Annotated in this window: 19 protein-coding genes; 4 read left to right on the forward strand and 15 right to left on the reverse strand. The window is 63.1% G+C overall.

Annotated features, from left to right (window positions below):
- Nucleotides 1-2: 2 nt before the first annotated feature.
- From kynU to AC0969_RS01380, 5 genes are all read right to left on the reverse strand, one after another.
- A complete protein-coding gene (gene kynU / locus AC0969_RS01360) occupies nt 3-1289 on the reverse strand; it encodes a kynureninase (RefSeq protein WP_479622329.1) in 1287 nt (428 codons plus the stop codon).
- A 33-nt stretch (nt 1290-1322) separates the two neighbouring features.
- Nucleotides 1323-1952, reverse strand: coding sequence for an arylformamidase (gene kynB, locus AC0969_RS01365; RefSeq protein WP_479622330.1), 630 nt, complete (start codon nt 1950-1952; stop codon nt 1323-1325).
- Nucleotides 1953-2085: 133 nt separating this feature from the next.
- Nucleotides 2086-2403 carry a YkgJ family cysteine cluster protein gene (locus tag AC0969_RS01370; RefSeq protein WP_479622331.1) on the reverse strand — a complete coding sequence of 106 codons (318 nt, stop codon included), beginning with the start codon at nt 2401-2403 and terminating at the stop codon, nt 2086-2088.
- Complete coding sequence (gene argF / locus AC0969_RS01375) at nt 2404-3369, reverse strand: ornithine carbamoyltransferase (protein ID WP_479622332.1); 966 nt, start codon at nt 3367-3369, stop codon at nt 2404-2406.
- Nucleotides 3366-4568: an acetylornithine/succinylornithine family transaminase gene (locus AC0969_RS01380; RefSeq protein WP_479622333.1), complete on the reverse strand. Its 1203-nt coding sequence runs from the start codon at nt 4566-4568 to the stop codon at nt 3366-3368. Before AC0969_RS01380 ends, argF begins: the two co-directional genes overlap by 4 nt.
- Before the next feature lie 361 nt (nt 4569-4929).
- Here AC0969_RS01380 and AC0969_RS01385 point away from each other — a divergent pair, with 361 nt between their 5' ends.
- A complete protein-coding gene (locus AC0969_RS01385) occupies nt 4930-5235 on the forward strand; it encodes a DUF3579 domain-containing protein (RefSeq protein WP_479622334.1) in 306 nt (101 codons plus the stop codon).
- Between the two features lie 172 nt (nt 5236-5407).
- Here the strand turns inward: AC0969_RS01385 and rpsT are convergent, their stop codons facing one another.
- Nucleotides 5408-5716: a 30S ribosomal protein S20 gene (gene rpsT, locus AC0969_RS01390; protein WP_295957209.1), complete on the reverse strand. Its 309-nt coding sequence runs from the start codon at nt 5714-5716 to the stop codon at nt 5408-5410.
- A 93-nt stretch (nt 5717-5809) separates the two neighbouring features.
- Between rpsT and murJ the strand changes: the two genes are divergently transcribed.
- Both murJ and AC0969_RS01400 read left to right on the forward strand, forming a co-directional pair.
- A complete protein-coding gene (gene murJ / locus AC0969_RS01395; protein ID WP_479622335.1) occupies nt 5810-7390 on the forward strand; it encodes a murein biosynthesis integral membrane protein MurJ in 1581 nt (526 codons plus the stop codon).
- A 31-nt stretch (nt 7391-7421) separates the two neighbouring features.
- Complete coding sequence (locus tag AC0969_RS01400; protein ID WP_479622336.1) at nt 7422-8273, forward strand: SirB1 family protein; 852 nt, start codon at nt 7422-7424, stop codon at nt 8271-8273.
- Here AC0969_RS01400 and hemW read toward each other — a convergent pair.
- From hemW to AC0969_RS01425, 5 genes are all read right to left on the reverse strand, one after another.
- Nucleotides 8270-9520 carry a radical SAM family heme chaperone HemW gene (hemW, locus tag AC0969_RS01405; protein ID WP_479622337.1) on the reverse strand — a complete coding sequence of 417 codons (1251 nt, stop codon included), beginning with the start codon at nt 9518-9520 and terminating at the stop codon, nt 8270-8272. The two genes, AC0969_RS01400 and hemW, sit on opposite strands and share 4 nt — an antisense overlap.
- Entirely contained in the window at nt 9517-10119 is a 603-nt protein-coding gene (rdgB, locus tag AC0969_RS01410) for an RdgB/HAM1 family non-canonical purine NTP pyrophosphatase (protein WP_479622338.1), read from the reverse strand. Before rdgB ends, hemW begins: the two co-directional genes overlap by 4 nt.
- Nucleotides 10120-10321: 202 nt before the next feature.
- Complete coding sequence (gene rph / locus AC0969_RS01415; RefSeq protein WP_479622339.1) at nt 10322-11050, reverse strand: ribonuclease PH; 729 nt, start codon at nt 11048-11050, stop codon at nt 10322-10324.
- 173 nt (nt 11051-11223) lie between these two features.
- Nucleotides 11224-12132 carry a PP2C family protein-serine/threonine phosphatase gene (locus AC0969_RS01420; protein WP_479622340.1) on the reverse strand — a complete coding sequence of 303 codons (909 nt, stop codon included), beginning with the start codon at nt 12130-12132 and terminating at the stop codon, nt 11224-11226.
- Nucleotides 12129-13136: a serine/threonine protein kinase gene (locus AC0969_RS01425; protein ID WP_479622341.1), complete on the reverse strand. Its 1008-nt coding sequence runs from the start codon at nt 13134-13136 to the stop codon at nt 12129-12131. The genes AC0969_RS01420 and AC0969_RS01425 overlap by 4 nt, the downstream gene beginning before the upstream one ends.
- Nucleotides 13137-13287: 151 nt before the next feature.
- Here AC0969_RS01425 and AC0969_RS01430 point away from each other — a divergent pair, with 151 nt between their 5' ends.
- A complete protein-coding gene (locus AC0969_RS01430; RefSeq protein WP_479622342.1) occupies nt 13288-14205 on the forward strand; it encodes a YicC/YloC family endoribonuclease in 918 nt (305 codons plus the stop codon).
- A 277-nt stretch (nt 14206-14482) separates the two neighbouring features.
- On the opposite strand, the gene AC0969_RS01435 is transcribed toward AC0969_RS01430, so the two are convergent.
- The 4 genes from AC0969_RS01435 to hisF all read right to left on the reverse strand — a co-directional run bounded on the left by AC0969_RS01435 (nt 14483) and on the right by hisF (nt 19929).
- A complete protein-coding gene (locus AC0969_RS01435) occupies nt 14483-15769 on the reverse strand; it encodes a nitrate- and nitrite sensing domain-containing protein (RefSeq protein ID WP_479622343.1) in 1287 nt (428 codons plus the stop codon).
- Between the two features lie 20 nt (nt 15770-15789).
- The gene (nirD, locus tag AC0969_RS01440) at nt 15790-16137 is read right to left on the reverse strand and encodes a nitrite reductase small subunit NirD (protein WP_479622344.1); all 348 of its coding nucleotides are present in this window, start codon (nt 16135-16137) and stop codon (nt 15790-15792) included.
- A 10-nt stretch (nt 16138-16147) separates the two neighbouring features.
- Nucleotides 16148-18679: a nitrite reductase large subunit NirB gene (gene nirB, locus AC0969_RS01445; protein WP_479622819.1), complete on the reverse strand. Its 2532-nt coding sequence runs from the start codon at nt 18677-18679 to the stop codon at nt 16148-16150.
- A 446-nt stretch (nt 18680-19125) separates the two neighbouring features.
- Nucleotides 19126-19929: an imidazole glycerol phosphate synthase subunit HisF gene (gene hisF, locus AC0969_RS01450; RefSeq protein WP_479622345.1), complete on the reverse strand. Its 804-nt coding sequence runs from the start codon at nt 19927-19929 to the stop codon at nt 19126-19128.
- Between the last annotated feature and the right edge of the window lie 4 nt (nt 19930-19933).

The following is a 19933-nucleotide window of genomic DNA, read 5'->3' on the forward strand; positions in this document are numbered from 1 at the left end:
GCTCATGTCACCGCCTGTTTTTGGCCGTACTCGGGGCGCTGCCACTCTGCCGTTTCCAGCACCTCGCGCAGTTGCTCCACCGCGTGCCACACGTCTTCATAGCCCACATACAGCGGGGTGAAGCCGAAGCGCAGGATGTCCGGGTGGGCCGCGCCATCGCCCGCGCGGAAGTCGCCGATCACACCGCGTGCAATCAACGCCTGGACGATGGCGTACGCGCCTTCGGACTTGCTCAGCGACACCTGCGAGCCGCGCCGGGCGTGGTCGCGCGGGGTGGCCAATTCCAGGCCGAAACCGGCGCAGCGCTGCTCCACCAGTTCAATGAATAGATCGGTCAGGGCCAGCGACTTTTGCCGCAGGGTGTCCATCGCCGTCTGGTTGGGAATCAGCGTGCCCGCCGCCTTAAACACATCCAACCCGCACTCCAACGCCGACAGACTGATGATGGGCTGGGTGCCGCACAGGTAGCGCTGCACGCCGGGCGCGGGGCGGTAGTCGGGGTGGAAGGTGAACGGCGTGGCGTGGCCCCACCAACCGGCCAGCGGCTGCCAGAAGCGGTCGGCATGCACGGGATTCACCCACACAAAGGCCGGGGCCCCGGGGCCGCCGTTGAGGTATTTGTAGCCGCAGCCCACGGCAAAGTCGGCATCCGCGCCAGTTAAATCTACCGGCACCGCGCCCGCACTGTGCGCCAAGTCCCACAGCATCAACGCGCCTGCGGCATGGGCGGCGGCGGTGACTGCGGGCATGTCGTGCATCGCGCCGGTGCGGTAGTTCACGTGGGTCAGCATCAGCACCGCCACCTCAGCGGTGAGGGCAGCGGCGATCTCTTCGGGCTCCACCAGTTGCAGGGTAAAGCCGTGCTGGCGGCACAGCGATTCGGCGATGTACAGATCGGTGGGGAAGTTGCTGCGCTCGCTCACTATCAGCTTGCGCTGCGGTGCGTCGGCGCTGGCCATATGGATGGCTGCGGTGAGCACCTTGAAGAGGTTGACCGAGGTGCTGTCGGTGGCCACCACCTCTTCCGGTTGGGCGCCGATGAGGCGGGCGATCTGGTTGCCCAGGCGCTGCGGCAGGTCGAACCAACCGGCGGTGTTCCAAGCCTTGATGAGGTCGGTGCCCCATTCTTGCGTGACCACCTCGGCCACGCGGGCGGCAGTGGCGCGGGGCAGCGCACCCAGGGAGTTGCCATCGAGATAGATCACGCCCGGCGGCAGGCTGAAGTAGTCGCGCAGCGGGGCCAGGGGGTCGATCGCATCCAGGCGCAGGCAGTCGTGAAAGGTGGTCATGGTTTGGGTCACAGTTTTCGGAGTACAGCGCAGTCAAGGCAGTGCGCGCAGGATTGCGCGCACAGGCGAGGCATCGGCGGTCATCAGTTTGAGTGGCAGGGCAATCAGCTCGTAGTCGCCCTCGGGCACGTCGTCCAGCACCAGGTTTTCCAGCACGCGCAGGTTCAGGCGGCGGATGGCCTGGTGGCTTTCCAGCGTCTTGCTGCTGGCCGGGTCGATGCTGGCGGTATCGATGCCGATGAGGGTTACGCCCAGGGCGGCGAGGCGCTCTACAGTGTCGGGGGCGAAGGCGGCCAGATCGGCATCCCATTGGTCTACGGGCATGCGGACGTAAGTGCGCACCAACACCCGGGACGGCAGATCGGCCAGCGCGTGGGCCAGATGGCTCCAAAGCACCAACGGCCCGCAGCCTATGCAGTGGATGACGCGGCAGGGGCCGAGGTAGGGCGCCAGATCCACCGCGCCGATGGCCGCGCCTTGCGGGTCGTAGTGCAGCGGTGCATCGGCGTGCGCACCCACGTGGGGCGACAAGGTGATGGCGCTGACGTTGACCGGGCAATCGGCCGTGATGGTGGCCGACCAGTGCTGCTGGTAGGGCGTGTCGCCGGGGAACACCGGGCAGCCAGGGGAGATGGGGGGGGAGATGTCCCAAAGGTTTTGCATAGTGCCGGAAGGTAGCACCGCAAAAAAGAGCGTGGTGTCGGTTATTTCCAACGCTTTAGAAATTTACGCCATTTTTATAGCGTTAAATAAGGCTCCAGCGCATATAAAACCTGCGCTAGCAGCTATCAATTTCTTAGTCAAAAACAAGAGCATTAGACACCCCACGGCGCGTGCGGGCTTGCAGGCAGGCCGCGCTGCCCGCCTCGAATTCGCGGCACGGCGAGGGACGCCATTCGTAGATGCCGCAGGCCACGCGTTCGCCCAGCGTGCCCACCAGCGCGGCGCAGCGGGGTGGGCTGTGGTCGGTGCCACGCATGCGGCGCAGGCGGGCGTTGACCTCGACCACCAGGCCCTCGGGGACGCTGCCGCCCTCTTCTTGCGACTCTTCCACCGCAAAGTCCACCCGGAAGCTGGCGCAGCAGATGCCGCAGCTTTGGCAGACAGCAGACATTTAGTCCAGACGGCCCAGCATCAAATATTCCATCAATGCTTTTTGCACGTGCATGCGGTTCTCGGCCTCGTCCCAGACCACCGACTGCGGGCCGTCGATGACATCGGCGTCCACCTCTTCGCCCCGGTGGGCGGGCAGGCAGTGCATGAAGAGCGCGTCGGGCTTGGCGGCGGCCATCATGTCGGCATCGACGCGCCAGTCGGCAAAGGCGGTTTTGCGGACTTCGTTCTCGGCCTCATAGCCCATGCTGGTCCACACGTCGGTGGTGACAAGATCGGCCCCAACGCAGGCTTGCATCGGGTCTTTGAAAACTTTGTAGCTGTCGCCCGAACGGATGCCCGCCACCGACTGGTCCACCTCGTAGCCGCTGGGCGTGCTGACGTGCACGCTAAAGCCCAGCACTTCGCTGGCCTGCAGCCAGGTATTAGCCATGTTGTTGCCATCGCCCACCCAGGCCACGGTTTTGCCGGCCAGGAATGACGGGTCCGGCATTCCTTCCGAGTTCGTACCACGGTGCTCTAGGTAGGTGAAGATGTCGGCCAAAATTTGGCAGGGGTGGAATTCGTTGGTCAGGCCGTTGATGACCGGCACGCGCGAGTGGGCGGCAAAGCGCTCAATCTTGGTCTGCTCGAAGGTGCGGATCATCACCAGATCGACCATGCGGCTGATGACCTTGGCGCTGTCCTCAATCGGCTCGGCGCGGCCCAGCTGGCTGTCGCCCGTGGTCAGGTGCACCACGCTGCCGCCCAGCTGGTACATGCCCGCCTCAAAGCTGACGCGGGTGCGGGTGGAGGCCTTCTCGAAGATCATGGCCAGGGTGCGGTCCACAAGCGGGTGGTGCTTCTCGTAGGCTTTGAACTTCTTCTTGATCAGCGCGGCGCGCTGAAAGATATAGGCGTATTCATCGGCGCTGAGGTCGCTGAATTGCAGGTAGTGTTTCAGGGCGGGTTTCAGGGCTTGATTCATACCGGTTCTGCCAAAAATTGCTGAATGAGAGGGCAGAGTATGCCTACCAGTTCGTCGGCCTCGGCGGTGCTCAGAATCAGCGGCGGCACCAAACGGATGACGCTGTCGGCGGTCACGCTGATCAGCAGCCCGGCCTCCAGCGCACGCTGGGCCAGCACGCCACAGGGGCGGGTCAGCTCCACGCCAATCATCAGGCCCTGGCCGCGCACTTCCTTGAAGCCCGCCACGCCTTCGAGCGCATTGCGTAGACTCATCTGCAAGTGCGCACCGACCTTGGCAGCGTTTTCCAACAGGCCGTCTTCTTCCATGATGCGGATGGTTTCCACCCCGGCGCGCATGGCCAGCGGGTTGCCGCCAAAGGTGGTGCCGTGGTTGCCGGGCTGGAAGATGTGCGCGGCCTTGGGGCCCGCCACCACCGCGCCTACCGGCACGCCCGCGCCCAGGCCCTTGGCCAGCGGCATCACGTCGGGCTTAATGCCCGCCCATTGGTGGGCAAACCATTTACCGGTGCGGCCCATGCCGCACTGCACTTCGTCGATCATCAACAGCCAGTCGCGCTCGTCGCACAGTTGGCGCACCTGCTGCAAATACTCGATACGCATCGGGTTCACGCCGCCCTCGCCCTGGATGGTCTCGAAGAACACGGCAGTGACGTTGGGGTTGTGGGCGGTGGCCGCCTTGAGCGCTTCGATATCGTTCAGGGGCACGCGGATGAAGCCCTCGACCAGGGGGCCAAAGCCTTTTTGGATTTTCTCGTTGCCGGTGGCGCTCAGCGTGGCAATGCTGCGGCCGTGGAAGGCTTTTTCATAGACCACGATTTCGGGGCGCTCAATGCCCTTGTCGTGGCCAAACTTACGCGCCAGCTTCAGCGCGGCCTCGTTGGCCTCTAGCCCGGTGGAGCAGAAGAACACATTGGTCAGACCCGACAGCTCGACCAGCTTGGCGGCCAGCGCCTCCTGGAGGGGGATGTGGTAGTAGTTGCAGCTGTGGATGATCTTGCCGATCTGGTCTTGCAGGGCGGGCACCAGTTGGGGATGGTTGTGGCCCAGGGTGTTGACCGCGATGCCGCCCAGACCGTCCAGATACGACTTGCCATTCACGTCCCACACGCGGCAGCCTTGGCCATGCGACAGCGCAATCGGCAGGCGGCCATAGGTGTTCATGGTGTGGGGCGAGGAAGCCTCGATGTAAGCGGTCATGCAGTTCTCCAAAATGTGTAGAACTTACGCAGCGCTCTCTGTGTCGCCCGCCGGGCGCACAGAGGGGCTTGCATAAGTCCTGGTGTGCAAAAAATTCAGGGGCAACAGAACCGCTGAACAACAATTTTAGGCGCAGAGATTGCGTGGTTTTTTGACAATTGCGCATCACAGCAATGCATTTCCGCCCTCTCCAAGAGGCCAAGTTCGGACGCAGTCTTATATAAGATACAATTATTGTGCACTGCACCAAACCCACAAACCAGTGCCATTGGCGCTATCATTCCAGCACAAAGTGCGCTGCATACAGCCTCAACAAGGCGGTTTTTACGTCGCACCCAACCACCTTTGAAAAGCCCACCCGATGGTTTCCACCTCCGCCAAAGAAGTCTTTATCCAGGGTGTCACCAGCGACGGCAGAACCTTCCGCCCCAGCGACTGGGCCGAACGGCTAGCCGGAGTTCTCAGCCAATTTCGCCCGGGTGGCGCGCAACCCGGTAGCCACCTGAGCTACTCGCCGTGGTGCGTCCCCACCACCATCAACAACATCAAATGCGTGGTCCTGCACAGCGACCTGCGTGAGTACGATGTCATGGCCTGGGACTTCGCCATCAACTTCGCGCGCGACAACGGGCTGCAAGTGGTCGAGGCCTGCTTGCTGCCTGACTGATCGCCCTCTCCCCAGCAAGACCGCTTGGGGCGCAACGCAGCCCAGAAACGAAAAAACCACCAGAACCTAGGTTCTGGTGGTTTTTTGCTTTTTGCTGTGCTAGCAGCGCACCCTACAAAACGGCGGACTTGCTAACTTGCGTTAACCCGTCCGGGCGGTTTGCTTAAAAGATTTAAGCGGCGACAGGTGCGGCCACGAGTGCCTTCACCTTGGTGCTCAGACGGCTCTTATCGCGAGCAGCCTTGTTCTTGTGGAAGATGCCCTTGTCGGCAACCGTATCCACAACCGCTTGCATTTTGGCAAACAGTTCGGTGGCTTTGGCCTTGTCGCCAGTCAGAACGGCTTTTTCGACGTTCTTGACAGCGGTACGGTATTTGGAACGCAGCGAGGTGTTCGCAGCGTTGATCTTTACGTCTTGACGGACGCGCTTACGGCCCGACGCAAGGCGTGGGTTCTTTTTCTTTGGTTTGGTTGCCATAATAGTTTTCCTTGAAATTGTTAGAGGATGATGCCAGCAAAGCCCGCGAGTATAGCATTCGGGCGGCCAGCCATCCCATAGGGCTACACTGGATGGGTGAGCCTCTTCAAATCTGCATCCACCATCTCCCTGCTGACCCTGGCCTCCCGCGTGGCGGGTCTGGTCCGTGACCAGTTGTTTGCCGCCACCTTTGGCGCCAATGCCATGACCGACGCGTTCTACGTGGCGTTTCGCATCCCCAACCTGTTCCGCCGCCTGTTTGGCGAGGGCGCGTTCAGCCAGGCCTTTGTGCCTGTGCTGGCCGCCAGCAAGGCCCAACACGGGCCAGAAGCCACCAAGCTGCTGATCGACAGCGTAGCCACGGTGCTCACCTGGGTGCTGGTGCTGACCTGCGTGCTGGGCGTGCTGGGCGCGCCGCTGCTGGTCTGGGCGATGGCCGGGGGGTTGCAGCAAGAGCCGCAGGCCTACGGTGCGGCCATCACCATGACGCGCTGGATGTTCCCCTACATCTTGTTCATCTCGCTGGTGTCTATGGCCTCGGGCATTTTGAACACCTGGCGGGTATTTGCCGTGCCCGCCGCCACGCCGGTGCTGCTGAATGTGGCCATGATCTCGGCCACGGTGTTGTGCACGCCGTGGTTCCGCCAGCTGGGCATAGAGCCGATGTACGCCCAGGTGGTCGGCGTGATGCTGGGCGGCGTGCTGCAACTAGGCGTGCAGATTCCGGCGCTGAAGCGCTTGGGCCTGCTGCCAAAAATTGGTGCCAGTTGGACGGTAGTGCGCGCCGCATGGGCGGATGGAGCTACCAGAAACGTAGCAAAACTGATGGTGCCCGCGCTGCTGGGCGTGGGCGTGGCACAAATATCGCTGTTTATCAACACCCAGATCGCCTCGCGCCTGACCCCCGGCAGCGTGAGCTGGCTCAGCGGGGCCGACCGGCTGATGGAATTCCCCACCGCCATGCTGGGCGTGGCCCTGGGCGTGGTGCTGATGCCGCAACTGGCAGGGGCCAAGGCCGCCAACGACCCGGTCCGCTACTCTGCCATGCTCGACTGGGGTCTGCGCCTCGTCGTGCTCCTGGCCGTGCCGTGCTCGGTGGCGCTGCTGACCTTTGCCACCCCGCTGGTGGCGGTGATCTTCCACTACGGCGCATTCACCGCCCGCGACGTGGCCCAGACCGCGCTGGCCCTGATGGGCTGGGGCGTGGGCCTGTTGGGCGTAGTGGCCATCAAGGTGCTGGCCCCGGGCTTTTTCGCCAGCCAGAACATGAAAACCCCGGCCCGCATCGCCATCGCCGTGCTGGTGATCACCCAGTTGCTAAATCTGGCGCTGGTGCCGCTGTTCCAGCACGCGGCGCTGACGCTGTCGGTGGGCCTGGGCGCACTCATCAACGCGGCCTGGCTGCTGGTCGGCCTGCGCCAGCGCGGCAGCTACCTGCCGGTGCCCGGCTGGTGGAAGTTCAGCCTGCAAGTGGTGGCGGCCAGCGCTTTGCTGGCGGTGTTTTTGATCTGGGCCGCCAGTGCCCTGCCGTGGACCCGCTTTGAAGGCGCAAAATTAGAGCGTATTGGCTACCTAGCGCTTGTACTACTTGCGTCGGCAGCTATTTATTTTGTAGCATTATGGGCGACTGGCATGCAGTTGCGTAAATTGCTCCACCCCAGCGTCAAATCTGCTTGACGGTGCGCGGACAGTCCACTAGAAACAGGCCATGCACATTCCCTACCAAGCCCCCACCCCGCTGGAATATTTTGCGGCACTGGTGCAAAGCGACGAACACTTTCCGCTGCTAGAAGCGGTGGCCAGTCTGGCGCAAGACGAATACCCCGAGCTGGACATCGAACAGGTGTTGGGCGATATGGACCAGCTGCTGGCCCGCCTCAAACGCCGCCTGCCGCGCGACGCGGTGCCGCTGCAACGCCTGCGCTCCCTGAACCAGTTTTTCTACCGCGACCTGAACTTTGGCGGCAACGTCAACGACTACTACGACCCCGACAACAGCTACCTCAACGCCGTGCTGCGTACCCGCCGGGGCATCCCGATATCGCTGGCCGTGGTGTGGATGGAGCTGGCCCAGGGCATCGGCCTGGTGGTGCGCGGTGTGGCGTTTCCGGGGCATTTCATGGTCAAGATCAACCTGCCCAAGGGCCAGGTGGTGATGGACCCGCTGAACGGCCAGTCGCTCAGCCGCGAAGAGCTGTCCGAACGGCTGGAGCCCTACACCCGGCGCAACGTACTGGCCGACGACTTTGAAGTCCCGCTGGGCCTGTACCTGCAAGCCAGCCCACCGCGCGACGTCCTGGCCCGCATGCTGCGCAACCTCAAAGACATCTACACCGGTCACAGCGACTGGCCCCGCCTGATCAACGTACTGAGTCGCCTGCTGGTGCTGGTGCCCGATGCGTGGAGCGAGTACCGCGACCGGGGCCTGGCCCACGCCGCCCTGGGCCACACCCGGCCCGCCGTGATCGACCTGGAGAAGTACCTGCTGTGCTCGCAGGATGCGCTCGACCTAGATTCGATTTCCGAACGCCTCAGCAGCCTGCGCCGGGCAAAAAACTAAGCTTTTGGCTCGGCCAGAAACAGCGCCTGCAGATCACTCAAGAAATCAAAACCCCGCACGGTCGGTCGCACCCTGACCCCGTCGCGCTCTAGCAAACCCTTGCGCTCGCCCTCGGCCAGGCCTTTCTGGATGCTGGTCAGCGGCAGGCCGGTGCGTTCGGTGAACTTGGGTAGCTCAAAACCGTCGCGCAGACGCAGGGCGTTGAGCATGTACTCAAACGGCAGCTCGGCACGCGGCACATCGTCGTCTTGCGCCACGGCCTTGCCTGCCAGCGCGTTGGCCATGTACAGATTCGGCTCCCGATACCGCACCTGGCGGACGATGCGGTGGGCAAAGCTGAGCTTGCTGTGGGCCCCCGCGCCAATCCCCAGGTAGTCGCCAAACTGCCAGTAATTCTGGTTGTGCACGCAGGCGTGGCCGGGCAGTGCGTAGGCCGAGACTTCGTAGCGGTCCATACCTGCAGCCAAGGTCATCTCGGTAATTTTGTCCAGCATGTCGTAGCCCAGGTCTTCCTCGGGCACGGCGGGCGGGAACTTGGCGAAGTAGGTATTGGGCTCGATGGTCAGCTGGTAAATACTGATGTGTTTTGGCCATAGCGCAAGCGCTGTCTGCATATCTTGCTCTAAATTTTGTAGCGTCTGGCCGGGCAGCGCGTACATGATGTCGAGGTTGAAGGTGTCAAACGACTGGGCCGCCTCTTCCACTGCTGCGATGGCCTGGGCGCTGTCGTGCGCCCGGCCCAGGGCTTTCAGGTGTGCGTCGTTGAAGCTTTGCACGCCCACCGACAGGCGCGTTACCCCGGCGCTGCGGTAGGCGCGGAAGCGGTTCTTCTCGAAAGTGCCAGGGTTGGCTTCCAGCGTGATTTCGCAGTCGGGCTCCAGCTTGAGGCGGGCGCGGATGTCGCCGATCAGGCGGTCGATGGCCTGCGGCGAAAACAGGCTGGGCGTGCCGCCGCCGATGAAAATGCTGTGCACCGTGCGGCCCCAGACCAGTGGCAGCGCGGCCTCCAGGTCGGCCATCAGCGCGTCGATGTAACGCTGCTCGGGGACTTCGCTGGTGGGCGTGGGAGCGGCCAAGTTGGCGGCCGGATGCAGGGTCTGCGCGCCATCCGCCCGCAATTCGTGCGAATTGAAGTCGCAGTACGGGCATTTCTTCAGGCACCAGGGCAGGTGCACGTAGAGCGAGAGCGGCGGCAGCGCAGCCAGTTGCAGCAGGCCGGGGCGCATGTGGTGTTGCAAATCCTTCATGGCAGCCACCGCTCGCGCATTAGGGCCAGCATGGCGCGGGACGATTGACCCCGGTGGCTGTTGGCGTTCTTTTCCTCGGAGCTCAACTCGGCAAAGGTCTTGCCGAACTGCGGCAAAAACATCACAGGATCAAAACCAAAGCCATTGGCGCCCTGTGGCGCACGGGTGATGTCGCCCACCGCTCGGCCCACGGCGATCAGCGGCTCGGGGTCATTGGGTGAACGCACCGCTACCAAGGTGCTGACCAGCGCGGCACGGCGGTTGTCTATGCCCTGCATCTGCTCTAGCAGCGCCCGCACATTGTTGTCGTCGCTCTTGGGGTAACCGAACTGGGTGGCGTAGTAGGCGGTTTGCACGCCCGGCAGGCCGCCAAAGGCATCCACGCACAGGCCTGCGTCGTCGGCCACGGCGGGCAGGCCGCTGTGGGCGCTGGCGTGCCGGGCTTTGGCCAGGGCGTTTTCGACGAAGGTGTGGAAGGGTTCCTCGGCCTCCGGGATGCCCAGCGCGCCCTGCGCCACCAGTTCCATGCCCAGCGGGGCGAACAGGGCTTGCAGCTCAAACAGCTTGCCCGCGTTGTTGGATGCCAATACGATTTTCATAACAAATACACCTCTAGCGCTTATTCCATCTGCACAATAAGCTACAAATTAAATAGCAAGTAGTTTAACCAGACTCCTGCTCTCAACGACACGCACGGTCTCATCCAGAAATACCGCAGAACCGGCTCCGCCGGGCTGATGGTATTGCCCCCTGCAAGGGGGTTGGCGCAAGACGCGCAGCGCTAAAGCCTGGGGGTGTGCGTCATTTCAATAGCGCCTGCTGTTGCAGGGCCATCAGCTCGGTAATGCCTTGTTCGGCCAGCGCCAGCAGCGCGTCCATCTCGGCGCGGGTGAAGGCCACGCCCTCGGCCGTGCCCTGTACTTCGACGAAATGGCCGGCACCGGTCATCACCACGTTCATGTCGGTGTCGCAGGCGGAGTCTTCGGTGTACTCCAGGTCCAGCAACGGCGTGCCCTGCACGATGCCCACCGAGATGGCGGCCACGGGCTGGAGGATGGGGGTGGTGGTGATCTTGCCGGATTGGAGCAAGACGTTGACGGCATCTTGCGCGGCCACAAATGCGCCGGTGATGGCGGCGGTGCGGGTGCCGCCGTCGGCTTGCAACACGTCGCAATCGAGGTGGATGGTACGTTCGCCCAGCAGCTTCAAGTCGAACACCGCCCGCAATGATCGACCAATCAGGCGCTGGATTTCCTGCGTGCGACCGCTCTGCTTGCCACGGGTGGCCTCGCGGTCGCTGCGGGTATGGGTGGCGCGCGGCAGCATGCCGTATTCGGCGGTGACCCAGCCTTCGCCACTGCCCTTTTTGTGGCCAGGTACTTTTTCATCCACCGAAGCGGTGCACAGCACCTTGGTGTTACCAAACTCGATCAGCACCGAGCCCTCGGCATGGATGGTGTAGCCCCGGGTGATGCGCACCGGACGCAGTTGGTGGGCGGCACGGCCACCGCTACGGATGAATTCGGTCATGGTGTGGATTCTGAGTAAAGCCAGCATAAAAACTGGCAGGGTTAATTGCTTGTTTCCGCACAAAGGCAAGAGCGGCATTATTCAAGAACACCGCAGAGCTGGCTTTGCCAGGCTGCTGGTGTTGCCCCCTGCAAGGGGGGTGGCGGAAACACGCAGTGTGTAGCCTGCGGGTGTTACACACGCTTCGCGGCGGCGCGGCGGATGGCTTCGTTGATCTCGGCAATCGAGCGCTCGATGGCGGCATCGTCCAGGTCGTCGATCAGGCTGTCCGGCCCCTGCGGCTGGATGGACGAAGCAAATACGCCCTCCTGGATGGAGTCGGTTGAGATGCCCCGAGTTGACTCGAACAGGTCCGGGGTTTCCCACTCGATGGCCAGCACGGTGACGTTGTCGCTGCGGGCTCCCGCCTTGCGCAGCGCCTGCTCGACCAGATCGGGCACGGCCTGTGACACCGGCGCACCGGCCAATATCCGCACGATGGTGGCATCGTCCAGGCTGTCCCACAGGCCATCCGAGCAGAGCATGATTTTGTCGCCCTGGTGCAGCACGATGGGGCCCGTCAGATCGAATTGGGGTTTGACCGGCGAGCCCAGGCAGGTGTAGAGCACGTTGCGGTTGGTCGTGTGGGGCAGCTGCGGGCCGCCTTCGGAGCGGTGTTGCTCGGCATAGGAATGGTCGCGGGTGCGGGTCAGCAACAAACCGTCGCGCACCACGTACAGGCGGGAGTCGCCGCAATGCGCCCAGGTAGCGCTATTGCCCTGCACCACCGCCGCCACCAGGGTGGTGCGGGGGGTGTCCAGCATGCCGTTTTTGGCCGAGTAGCGCAGGATCTGGTCATGGGCCGACAGTAGCGCGCTGCTTAAAAAATGGGTCGCATGGGGCAGCAGCGGGCGGGCCTGCTTTTGGTACAGGGCCGACAGGCTTTGCAGCGCGATCTGCGCCGCCACCTCGCCCTCCGGGTGGCCGCCCATGCCGTCGGCCAGCAAAAACAAACCCGAGCCGCTGGTATAGCAGTAGCCCATACGGTCTTCGTTTTTTTCACGGCCGCCTTTGCGGCTGACCTGGAATACCGAGAACTTCACTTGGGGTTCGAGCCGATGCCAGTGGCTTCGCGCACGTTTTTCTTGGTATCAGACACCAGGGTGTCGAACTGCAAGCGCAGTTTCTCGGCCACGGTGAGCTTGGTGTAGCGGCGCTCGCCCTCGCGGCTCAGCTCTTTTTGCAGCGCAAACACCGACTGCGGGCGCGATAGCGGATCGATCGACATGCACCATTCGACCACCTCAATCAGGTTGTCCGAATAAATGCCGCGCAGCCGCGACAGGGCCAGGCCGATGCGGTCTTTTTCCAGCCGCTGCGGGGCTTCGTTGGGCGGAAAGCCCTGCATGCAGGCGTAGATGCAGGCGCCGATAGCGTAGATATCGGTCCACGGGCCCATAGACGCGTCGCGCCGGTACATCTCGGGGGCGGCAAAGCCGGGGGTGTACATGGGGCGGATGAAATTGCCCTCTTTGTTCAGCACTTCGCGGGCTGCACCGAAGTCGATCAGCACCGCCTTGTTATCGTCGGTGATGAAGATATTGGCGGGTTTGATGTCTAGGTGCAGCATCTTGTGCTGGTGGACGATGCGCAGGCCGCGCAAGATTTCGTCAAACAGGCTGCGGATGGTGGATTCGCGAAACACCTTTTGCTTGCGCTGGTCGCGCGAGGTGATGATGAAGTCTTGCAGGGTCGCGCCCTCCAGGTAGTTCATCACCATGTAGACGGTTTCGTTCTCGCGGAAGAAGTTGAGCACGCTGACCACCGACGGATGCGAAATTTGCGCCAGCGAGCGGCCTTCTTCAAAAAAGCTTTTCAGCCCCAGCCGGTACAGCGACAGCTTTTCGGGCTGCACCTGGGGCAGCAGCTCGCCGATTTCGCGGCTGGCCAAGGAGCTGGGCAAATATTCTTTTACCGCCACTTGGCCGCCATCGGCCCCCACCGCCAAGTACACCACGCCGAACCCACCGGAGGAGAGCCTGCGAACAATCTTGTAGCCCCCGATAGCGGTGCCGGGCGGAAGCGTAGCCGGTTTGGTTTTGGACATAAATTGGGTGGGGAGCGGGTCTGCTATGAAGCGGCGGAAGGCGATTGCAAGACTTGTTCGGAGTCCGGTGCACTGGCCAGGGGCATTTACATCGGATGCGGAACAGGTCGTCGGTTATTCTCAGGCCATTGCAACGAAATGTACCTTCTCAATGCCAGTTTACAGCATGACCGGCTATGCCAGTGCCCAGCACAGCAACGCCACCACCGCCTCTGATTCCGAATCCAAAAGCACGGCTGCACGCCGCCTGGGGATTGAAATCCGCTCCGTCAACAGCCGCTTTCTGGACCTCAGCTTTCGCCTGCCCGACGAGCTACGCAGCCATGAGCCTGCGCTGCGCGAGCGCGTCATGGCGCAGCTCAAGCGCGGCAAGGTGGAAGTGCGCGCCGCCATTGAAAGCACCTCCTCCAGCAGCTTGGCCGCGCCTTCGCCGCAGCTGTTGCAGCGCGTCAACTCGCTGCAAGATTCGGTCAAATCCTGGCTGCCCCAGGCCGCACCGCTGAGCGTGGCTGACATCCTGCGCATGGCCTCCAACGAGCAAGCTCCCACCAACGACTGGGCCGACGACGTGCTGCCGCTGGCCGACACGGTGCTGAAATCCCTGGTGGCCGCCCGCCAGCGCGAAGGCGAGCGCCTGACGACCATGCTGCTGGGCCACCTGAAGCAATTGCGCGCCCTGGCCGAGAAAGCCCTGCCGCTGGTGCCCCAGCTGGTGGAGCAGCAGCGCCAGCGCTTCATCGAGCGCTGGAAAGAAGCGATGGCCCTGGCCGACGGTGCCACCCTGCCCGAAGCCGCCCAAGACCGCGCACTGACCGAGGCCACCGCCTTCGCCATCCGCATCGACGTGGCCGAGGAGCTGACGCGCCTGCATTCGCACCTGGACGAGATGGAACGCATCCTCAAAAAAGGCGGCGAAGTCGGCAAACGCCTGGACTTCTTGATCCAGGAACTGCACCGCGAAGCCAACACGATGGGCAGCAAATCGGCGGCGCTGGAGCTGACCCGGATTTCGGTGGACATGAAGGTGCTGATCGAGCAGATGCGGGAGCAGGTCCAAAACGTGGAATGACTTGGCACACCCCTAGGCTACAGCGCAAGCGCTTTTCGCCCACCCCCTTGCAGGGGGCAACTACAGCAGTCTGGCGGAGCCAGTCCTGCGCAGTTCACGAAGGGGCGTTGCTGCGCTTGCCCTGGGGCGGGCAGGGGTCAGGGGTGCTTATTGCATCCCTTCTTTCTCCCTCCCCCGCCTGGGGAGGGTCGGGGTGGGGCTCTTCTGTAATTTATAAGAAATAAGCCTCTAGCGCAGGTAGCACCTGCGCAAGCAGCTACATAAATTAGAGCAAAACCTAGCACCGCCCTGGCGGCGCAAAGGCCAGATCCGGCAGCGACAGCGTGGCTTCGGCCACGTCTAGCAGGCGGCGGTTTTGGTCCATCGAGGTTTTTTGCAGCACCCGAAAGGCCGCCTCTTCGTTCATGCCTAGGCGGGCCATCAGTACGCCTTTGGCGCGTTCGATCACCTTGCGTTCGTGCAGGGCGCGGCGGGCGGCTTCCAGCTCGGCCTCCATGCTGGCCATGCGGGCGGATTGGGCCTGCAGCAGATCGAACAGTGCGGGCGATGCGCTACCGGGATGGGCCAAGGGTTCTGGCGCGGTGGCGGCCTCAGTGTCAAAAAATCGGTCTACCGCATGCGTGCGCTGCGGCGGGTTGTCGCGCAGGCGGCGCAGCAGGCCTTTGGAGTCTTGCAAATCTTGCTGGGCCTCCAGAATGCGCGCCGCGCAATCCTGGCGCAGGCTGGTGACCAGTTCCACCTGCAACTGCCACAGGGCGTTGATGCGGTCGGTGCATACGTCGAACCAGGGCTCGCTAAGCTTGCTGTCCAGTGCCGCGCCGGGCTTGGCAATGCACAGGGTGCGGCGCAGACGCTCCAGTTGCGCAATGCTGGGGGCCAGTTGCTGTTGCTCCCAGCGGGCACGCAATGCGGGTTCGGCAAATTCGGCAAACACCCGCAGGCTGCGCTCCTGTGCCTCGATCAAATGGACCACCCGCTGCTGCTGCACCTCGCCACCTTGGCCCGAGGCATACATCAACGCGCCCACGGCACGCTCCTGGCCCGCCTCTTCCTGGGCCTGCACCAGGTGCAGCAAGGCCACCAGCAGCCGCGAAACACTGGGCAACCCGGCCACATCGGCGACGTGAAACACCAGCTCAATCAAACCGGCGATCAGGTGGCTGAAGGCCGCAATCGCGTCGTGGGCACCCATCGCCTGGCGTTCGATCTGGCTGCGCAGCGCGGCCAACGCGTCCAAGCCCAACAGCGCCCAGGCCATCAGGGACAGAGCCTTGGCCGTAGCCCCCTGGGCCGGTTCCATATGGTCGGCAAACACCGTGCGCAGCTGGATTTCCAGGGGGATGACCTCACCGACGATGCTGCGGCGCATATCGGCAAAACGCTGCGCCTTGGACGCGAGGTAGATGCTGGACGCACCGCGCTCACGCTGCAAACCCTGGATCAGCTGGCCGATGGCATCCACCAGTTCCGCCCGGCGGGCGAGCTGGCGCACGGCATCGATTTCCACTTGCTTGGCCCGCAGCACCAAGGCCGCGACCGACAAGGGGGGTTGCGGATCAGGCATGCGGGCGGCCCCCTCCTCGCTTAAGCGATGGCGACGCTGACGCGTCCCGCAACCGCCCGCACGCTGTGGGCGCGCACCGACTGCTCGGGCGCTTCCAGGCACTCACCGGTGCGCAGGTCGAAGTGGTTCTTGTACAGCGGCGAGGCCACCACGGTACGGTCGCCCAAATTGCCCATCAGGCCGCGCGACAAGACGCTGGCACCGGATTTGGGGTCTACGTTGTCGATGGCGAAGAACTGGTCGCTTCCATCGACAGCGTTAAGGCGAAACACCGCCACGTGCCGGTTGTCCACCAAGGCGCACACGCCGGTGCTGGGCAGGATGTCATCGACCGCGCAGATGTCGGTCCAGGTTTGCAAGCTAGTCATGTGCGTGTCCTTATGCGGTTTCAACAGCCAAAACGGCAGATTCGCGCTCTTCTGCACTGGCGGGGCGGATCTGGCCGCGCTCTTCGACAAAGATCACGTGTTCGTCCTTTTTGTCGCTGTTCACGAAGGAGCGGAAACGCTTGCGGGTTTCGGGGTCGGACACGGCCGTTTTCCACTCGCACTGGTAGGTATCCGCCACGTGCTGCATCTGGGCTTCCAGCTCGGCACACAGGCCCAGGCTGTCGTGGATGAGCACATCCTTCAGGTAGTCCAGGCCACCTTCGAGGTTTTCGCGCCAGGTGCTGGTGCGTTGCAGGCGGTCGGCGGTGCGCACGTAGAACATCAGCACGCGGTCGATCATGCGGACCATGTCTTCCTTGGACATGTCGGAGCCAAACAGCTCGGCGTGGCGTGGCTTCATGCCGCCGTTGCCACAGATGTACAGGTTCCAGCCCTTTTCGGTGGCGATGATGCCGATGTCCTTGCCCTGGGCTTCGGCGCATTCGCGGGTGCAACCCGACACGCCAAACTTGATCTTGTGCGGCGAACGCAGGCCTTTGTAGCGGTGCTCCAGCTCCACGGCCAGGCCGACGCTGTCGCCCACGCCGTAGCGGCACCAGGTCGAACCCACGCAGCTCTTCACCGTGCGCAGCGACTTGCCGTAGGCGTGGCCCGACTCGAAGCCCGCGTCGATCAACTCTTCCCAGATGGGTGGCAACTGCTCGACGCGGGCGCCGAACAAATCGACCCGCTGGCCGCCGGTGATCTTGGTGTACAGGTTGTACTTCTTGGCCACCTGGCCCACGGCGATCAGGCCGTCGGGCGTGACCTCGCCACCCGGCATGCGCGGCACCACCGAGTAGGTGCCGTCTTTCTGGATGTTGCCCAGGTAGTAGTCGTTGCTGTCTTGCAGACCGGCCAGGTCTTTTTTCAGCACAAACTCGTTCCAGCAGGATGCCAGCACGCTGGCCGCCACCGGCTTGCAGATGTCGCAGCCCAGGCCGGTGCCGTGCTTGGCCATCAGCTCGTCAAAGCTATGGATGTTGCCCACGCGCACCAGGTGGTAGATCTCTTGGCGCGAGTACGCAAAGTGCTCGCAGATGTTGTTGTTGACGGCCATGCCCAGGCGTTTCATCTCGAACTTCATCACCTGGGTGACCAGGGGCACGCAGCCGCCACAGGTGGCACCGGCCTTGGTACAGGCCTTGATCTCGGCAATGGTGCAAGCACCCCCCCCCACGGCGGCACAGATGCCCGCCTTGCTGACGTTGTTGCAGGAGCAGATCTGGGCGGTGTCGGGCAGCGCCTCCACCCCCAGACCAGGCTTGGCTTTACCGTCGCTGGACGGGAAGATCAAAAATTCAGGATCAGCAGGCAGTGTGATGCCGTTCAGCGCCATTTGCAGCAGCGTGCCGTACTCGGTCGCGTCGCCAATCAGCACCGCGCCCAGCAGTTGCTTGCCGTCTTCGCTGATGACGATTTTTTTGTAGATCTGGCGCAGCTCGTCCACGTACTGGCAGCTGCGGCTCTTGGGGGTGCGGCCGTGGGCGTCGCCAATGCTGGCCACGTCCACGCCCATCAGCTTGAGCTTGGTGCTCATGTCGGCACCGGTAAAAGCGGCATCGGCATCGCCTGCAATCTGGCGGGCCACCACGCGGGCCATCTCGTAGCCTGGGGCTACCAGGCCAAAGGTCTGCTCGTTCCACGCAGCGCATTCGCCGATGGCGTAGACATCGTGGTCGCTGGTGCGGCAGGCGTTGTCGATCACCACGCCACCGCGTGGACCAATGGCCAGGGCGCATTGGCGGGCCAGGTCGTCACGCGGGCGGATACCGGCGGAGAACACGATCATGTCGGTCTCCAGGTGCGTGCCGTCGGCAAACACCATGCGGTGGCGGGCTGTGGCACCGTCGGTGATCTCTTGGGTGTTGCGCCCGGTGTGTACGTGCAAGCCCAGTTCTTCGATCTTGGCACGCAACACACGGCCACCGCCTTCGTCTACCTGCACGGTCATCAAGCGGGGGGCAAATTCAACCACGTGGGCTTCCAGGCCCATGTCGCACAAGGCCTTGGCGCATTCCAGGCCCAGCAGGCCGCCGCCCACCACCACGCCGGTTTTCGACTTTTTACCGGATGCCGTCATGGCCTCCAGGTCTTCGATGGTGCGGTAAACGTGGATGTGTTCGCGGTCGCGCCCGGGCAGCGGTGGCACGAAGGGGTTGGAGCCGGTGGCCAGCACCAGCTTGTCGTAGGCCAGCACTTCACCTTCCAGGGTGGTCACGGTTTTGGCGATACGGTCGACCGAGGCCGCACGTGCGGCCAGGCGCAATTGAAAGCCGGTGCGCTCGAAAAAGCCGGGTTCGACCAAAGACAGGTCGTCGGCCGTTTTGCCGCTAAAGAATTCGGAGAGGTGCACGCGGTCGTAAGCCGGACGGGGCTCTTCGCACAACACCGTGACCTCGACGTGGGTCATGCCGGTCTCGGCCAGACTCTCAAGGAACTTGTGGCCCACCATGCCGTGGCCAACTAAAACTATTTTCATCATGTTTGCTTATCCTGCAATTAGCCCGGGGCACGCCGCAGGATGCAGGTACGTCGCAGCGGGCCACGGCTTGGGCCGTAGACATACGCTGCAACGCACCCTCCGCGAAACCACGGGTGTGGGTTGGAACTACCTGGCGATCGGCCCCTAAAAGCAAAGGGCCTTGTATCGTTGGGGGGTTCCGCCTTCATTAGCGGAGGGAACTATCACTCCGCAGGCAGCTTTACCGGCGGACGATCAGTAACAAGCAGTATCCATGCCAGCCATTCACACGGCCTAGCGTGCGGCTTTTGGCGGCCCTAGGGTGGGCACACCCCATTGCGGTGCAAATCATCCCCAATTTGGGGCATGGAGCCCCAAAGCCTCCATTTACCGCAAAAAATGCAGTTGCTATTTTTTAGATAGCTACTAGCGCACAGCCTATATGCGCTAGAGTCGTATTTTCTTTAAGAAATGCGGACGGGGATGCCACGCTCGGCCATACGCGCTTTGGCCTGGCCCACGGTGTATTCGCCGTAGTGGAAGATGCTGGCGGCCAACACCGCGTCGGCACCGCCCAGGCTCACGCCGTCGGCCAGGTGGTCGAGGTTGCCAACGCCGCCAGAGGCAATCACCGGCACGCTGATGGCGTCACTCACGGCGCGGGTCAGGGCCAGGTCGAAGCCGGATTTGGTGCCGTCGCGGTCCATGCTGGTGAGCAAAATTTCGCCCGCACCGCGCCGCGCCATCTCGGTGGCCCAGACCACGGCATCCAGGCCGGTGTTTTTGCGGCCACCGTGGCTGTACACGTCCCAGCCGGGGCCAATGGGCACGCCCGCAGGCGTTAAGCGTTGCGCGTCTTCCGCGCTGCGGCGCTTGGCATCAATGGCGACCACGATGGCCTGCGCGCCGTATTTGGCGGACGCGGCCTCGATCACCTCCGGGTTGCTGATGGCCGCCGAGTTGAAGCTGACTTTGTCGGCCCCGGAGTTGAGCAACCGCCGCACGTCTTCCACGGTGCGCACGCCGCCGCCCACGGTCAGCGGGATGAAGACCTGCGAGGCCACGGCTTCGATGATGTGCAGGATCAGGTCGCGGCCATCGCTGGTGGCAGTGATGTCCAGAAAGGTCAGCTCGTCCGCGCCCTGGTCGTTGTAACGGGCGGCGATTTCTACCGGGTCACCGGCATCGCGCAGCTCGACAAAATTGATGCCTTTGACAACCCGGCCGCCGGTCACGTCCAGGCAAGGGATGATGCGTTTGGCCAGCATGGCG

Source organism: Rhodoferax sp. LB1P47 (assembly GCF_056521445.1).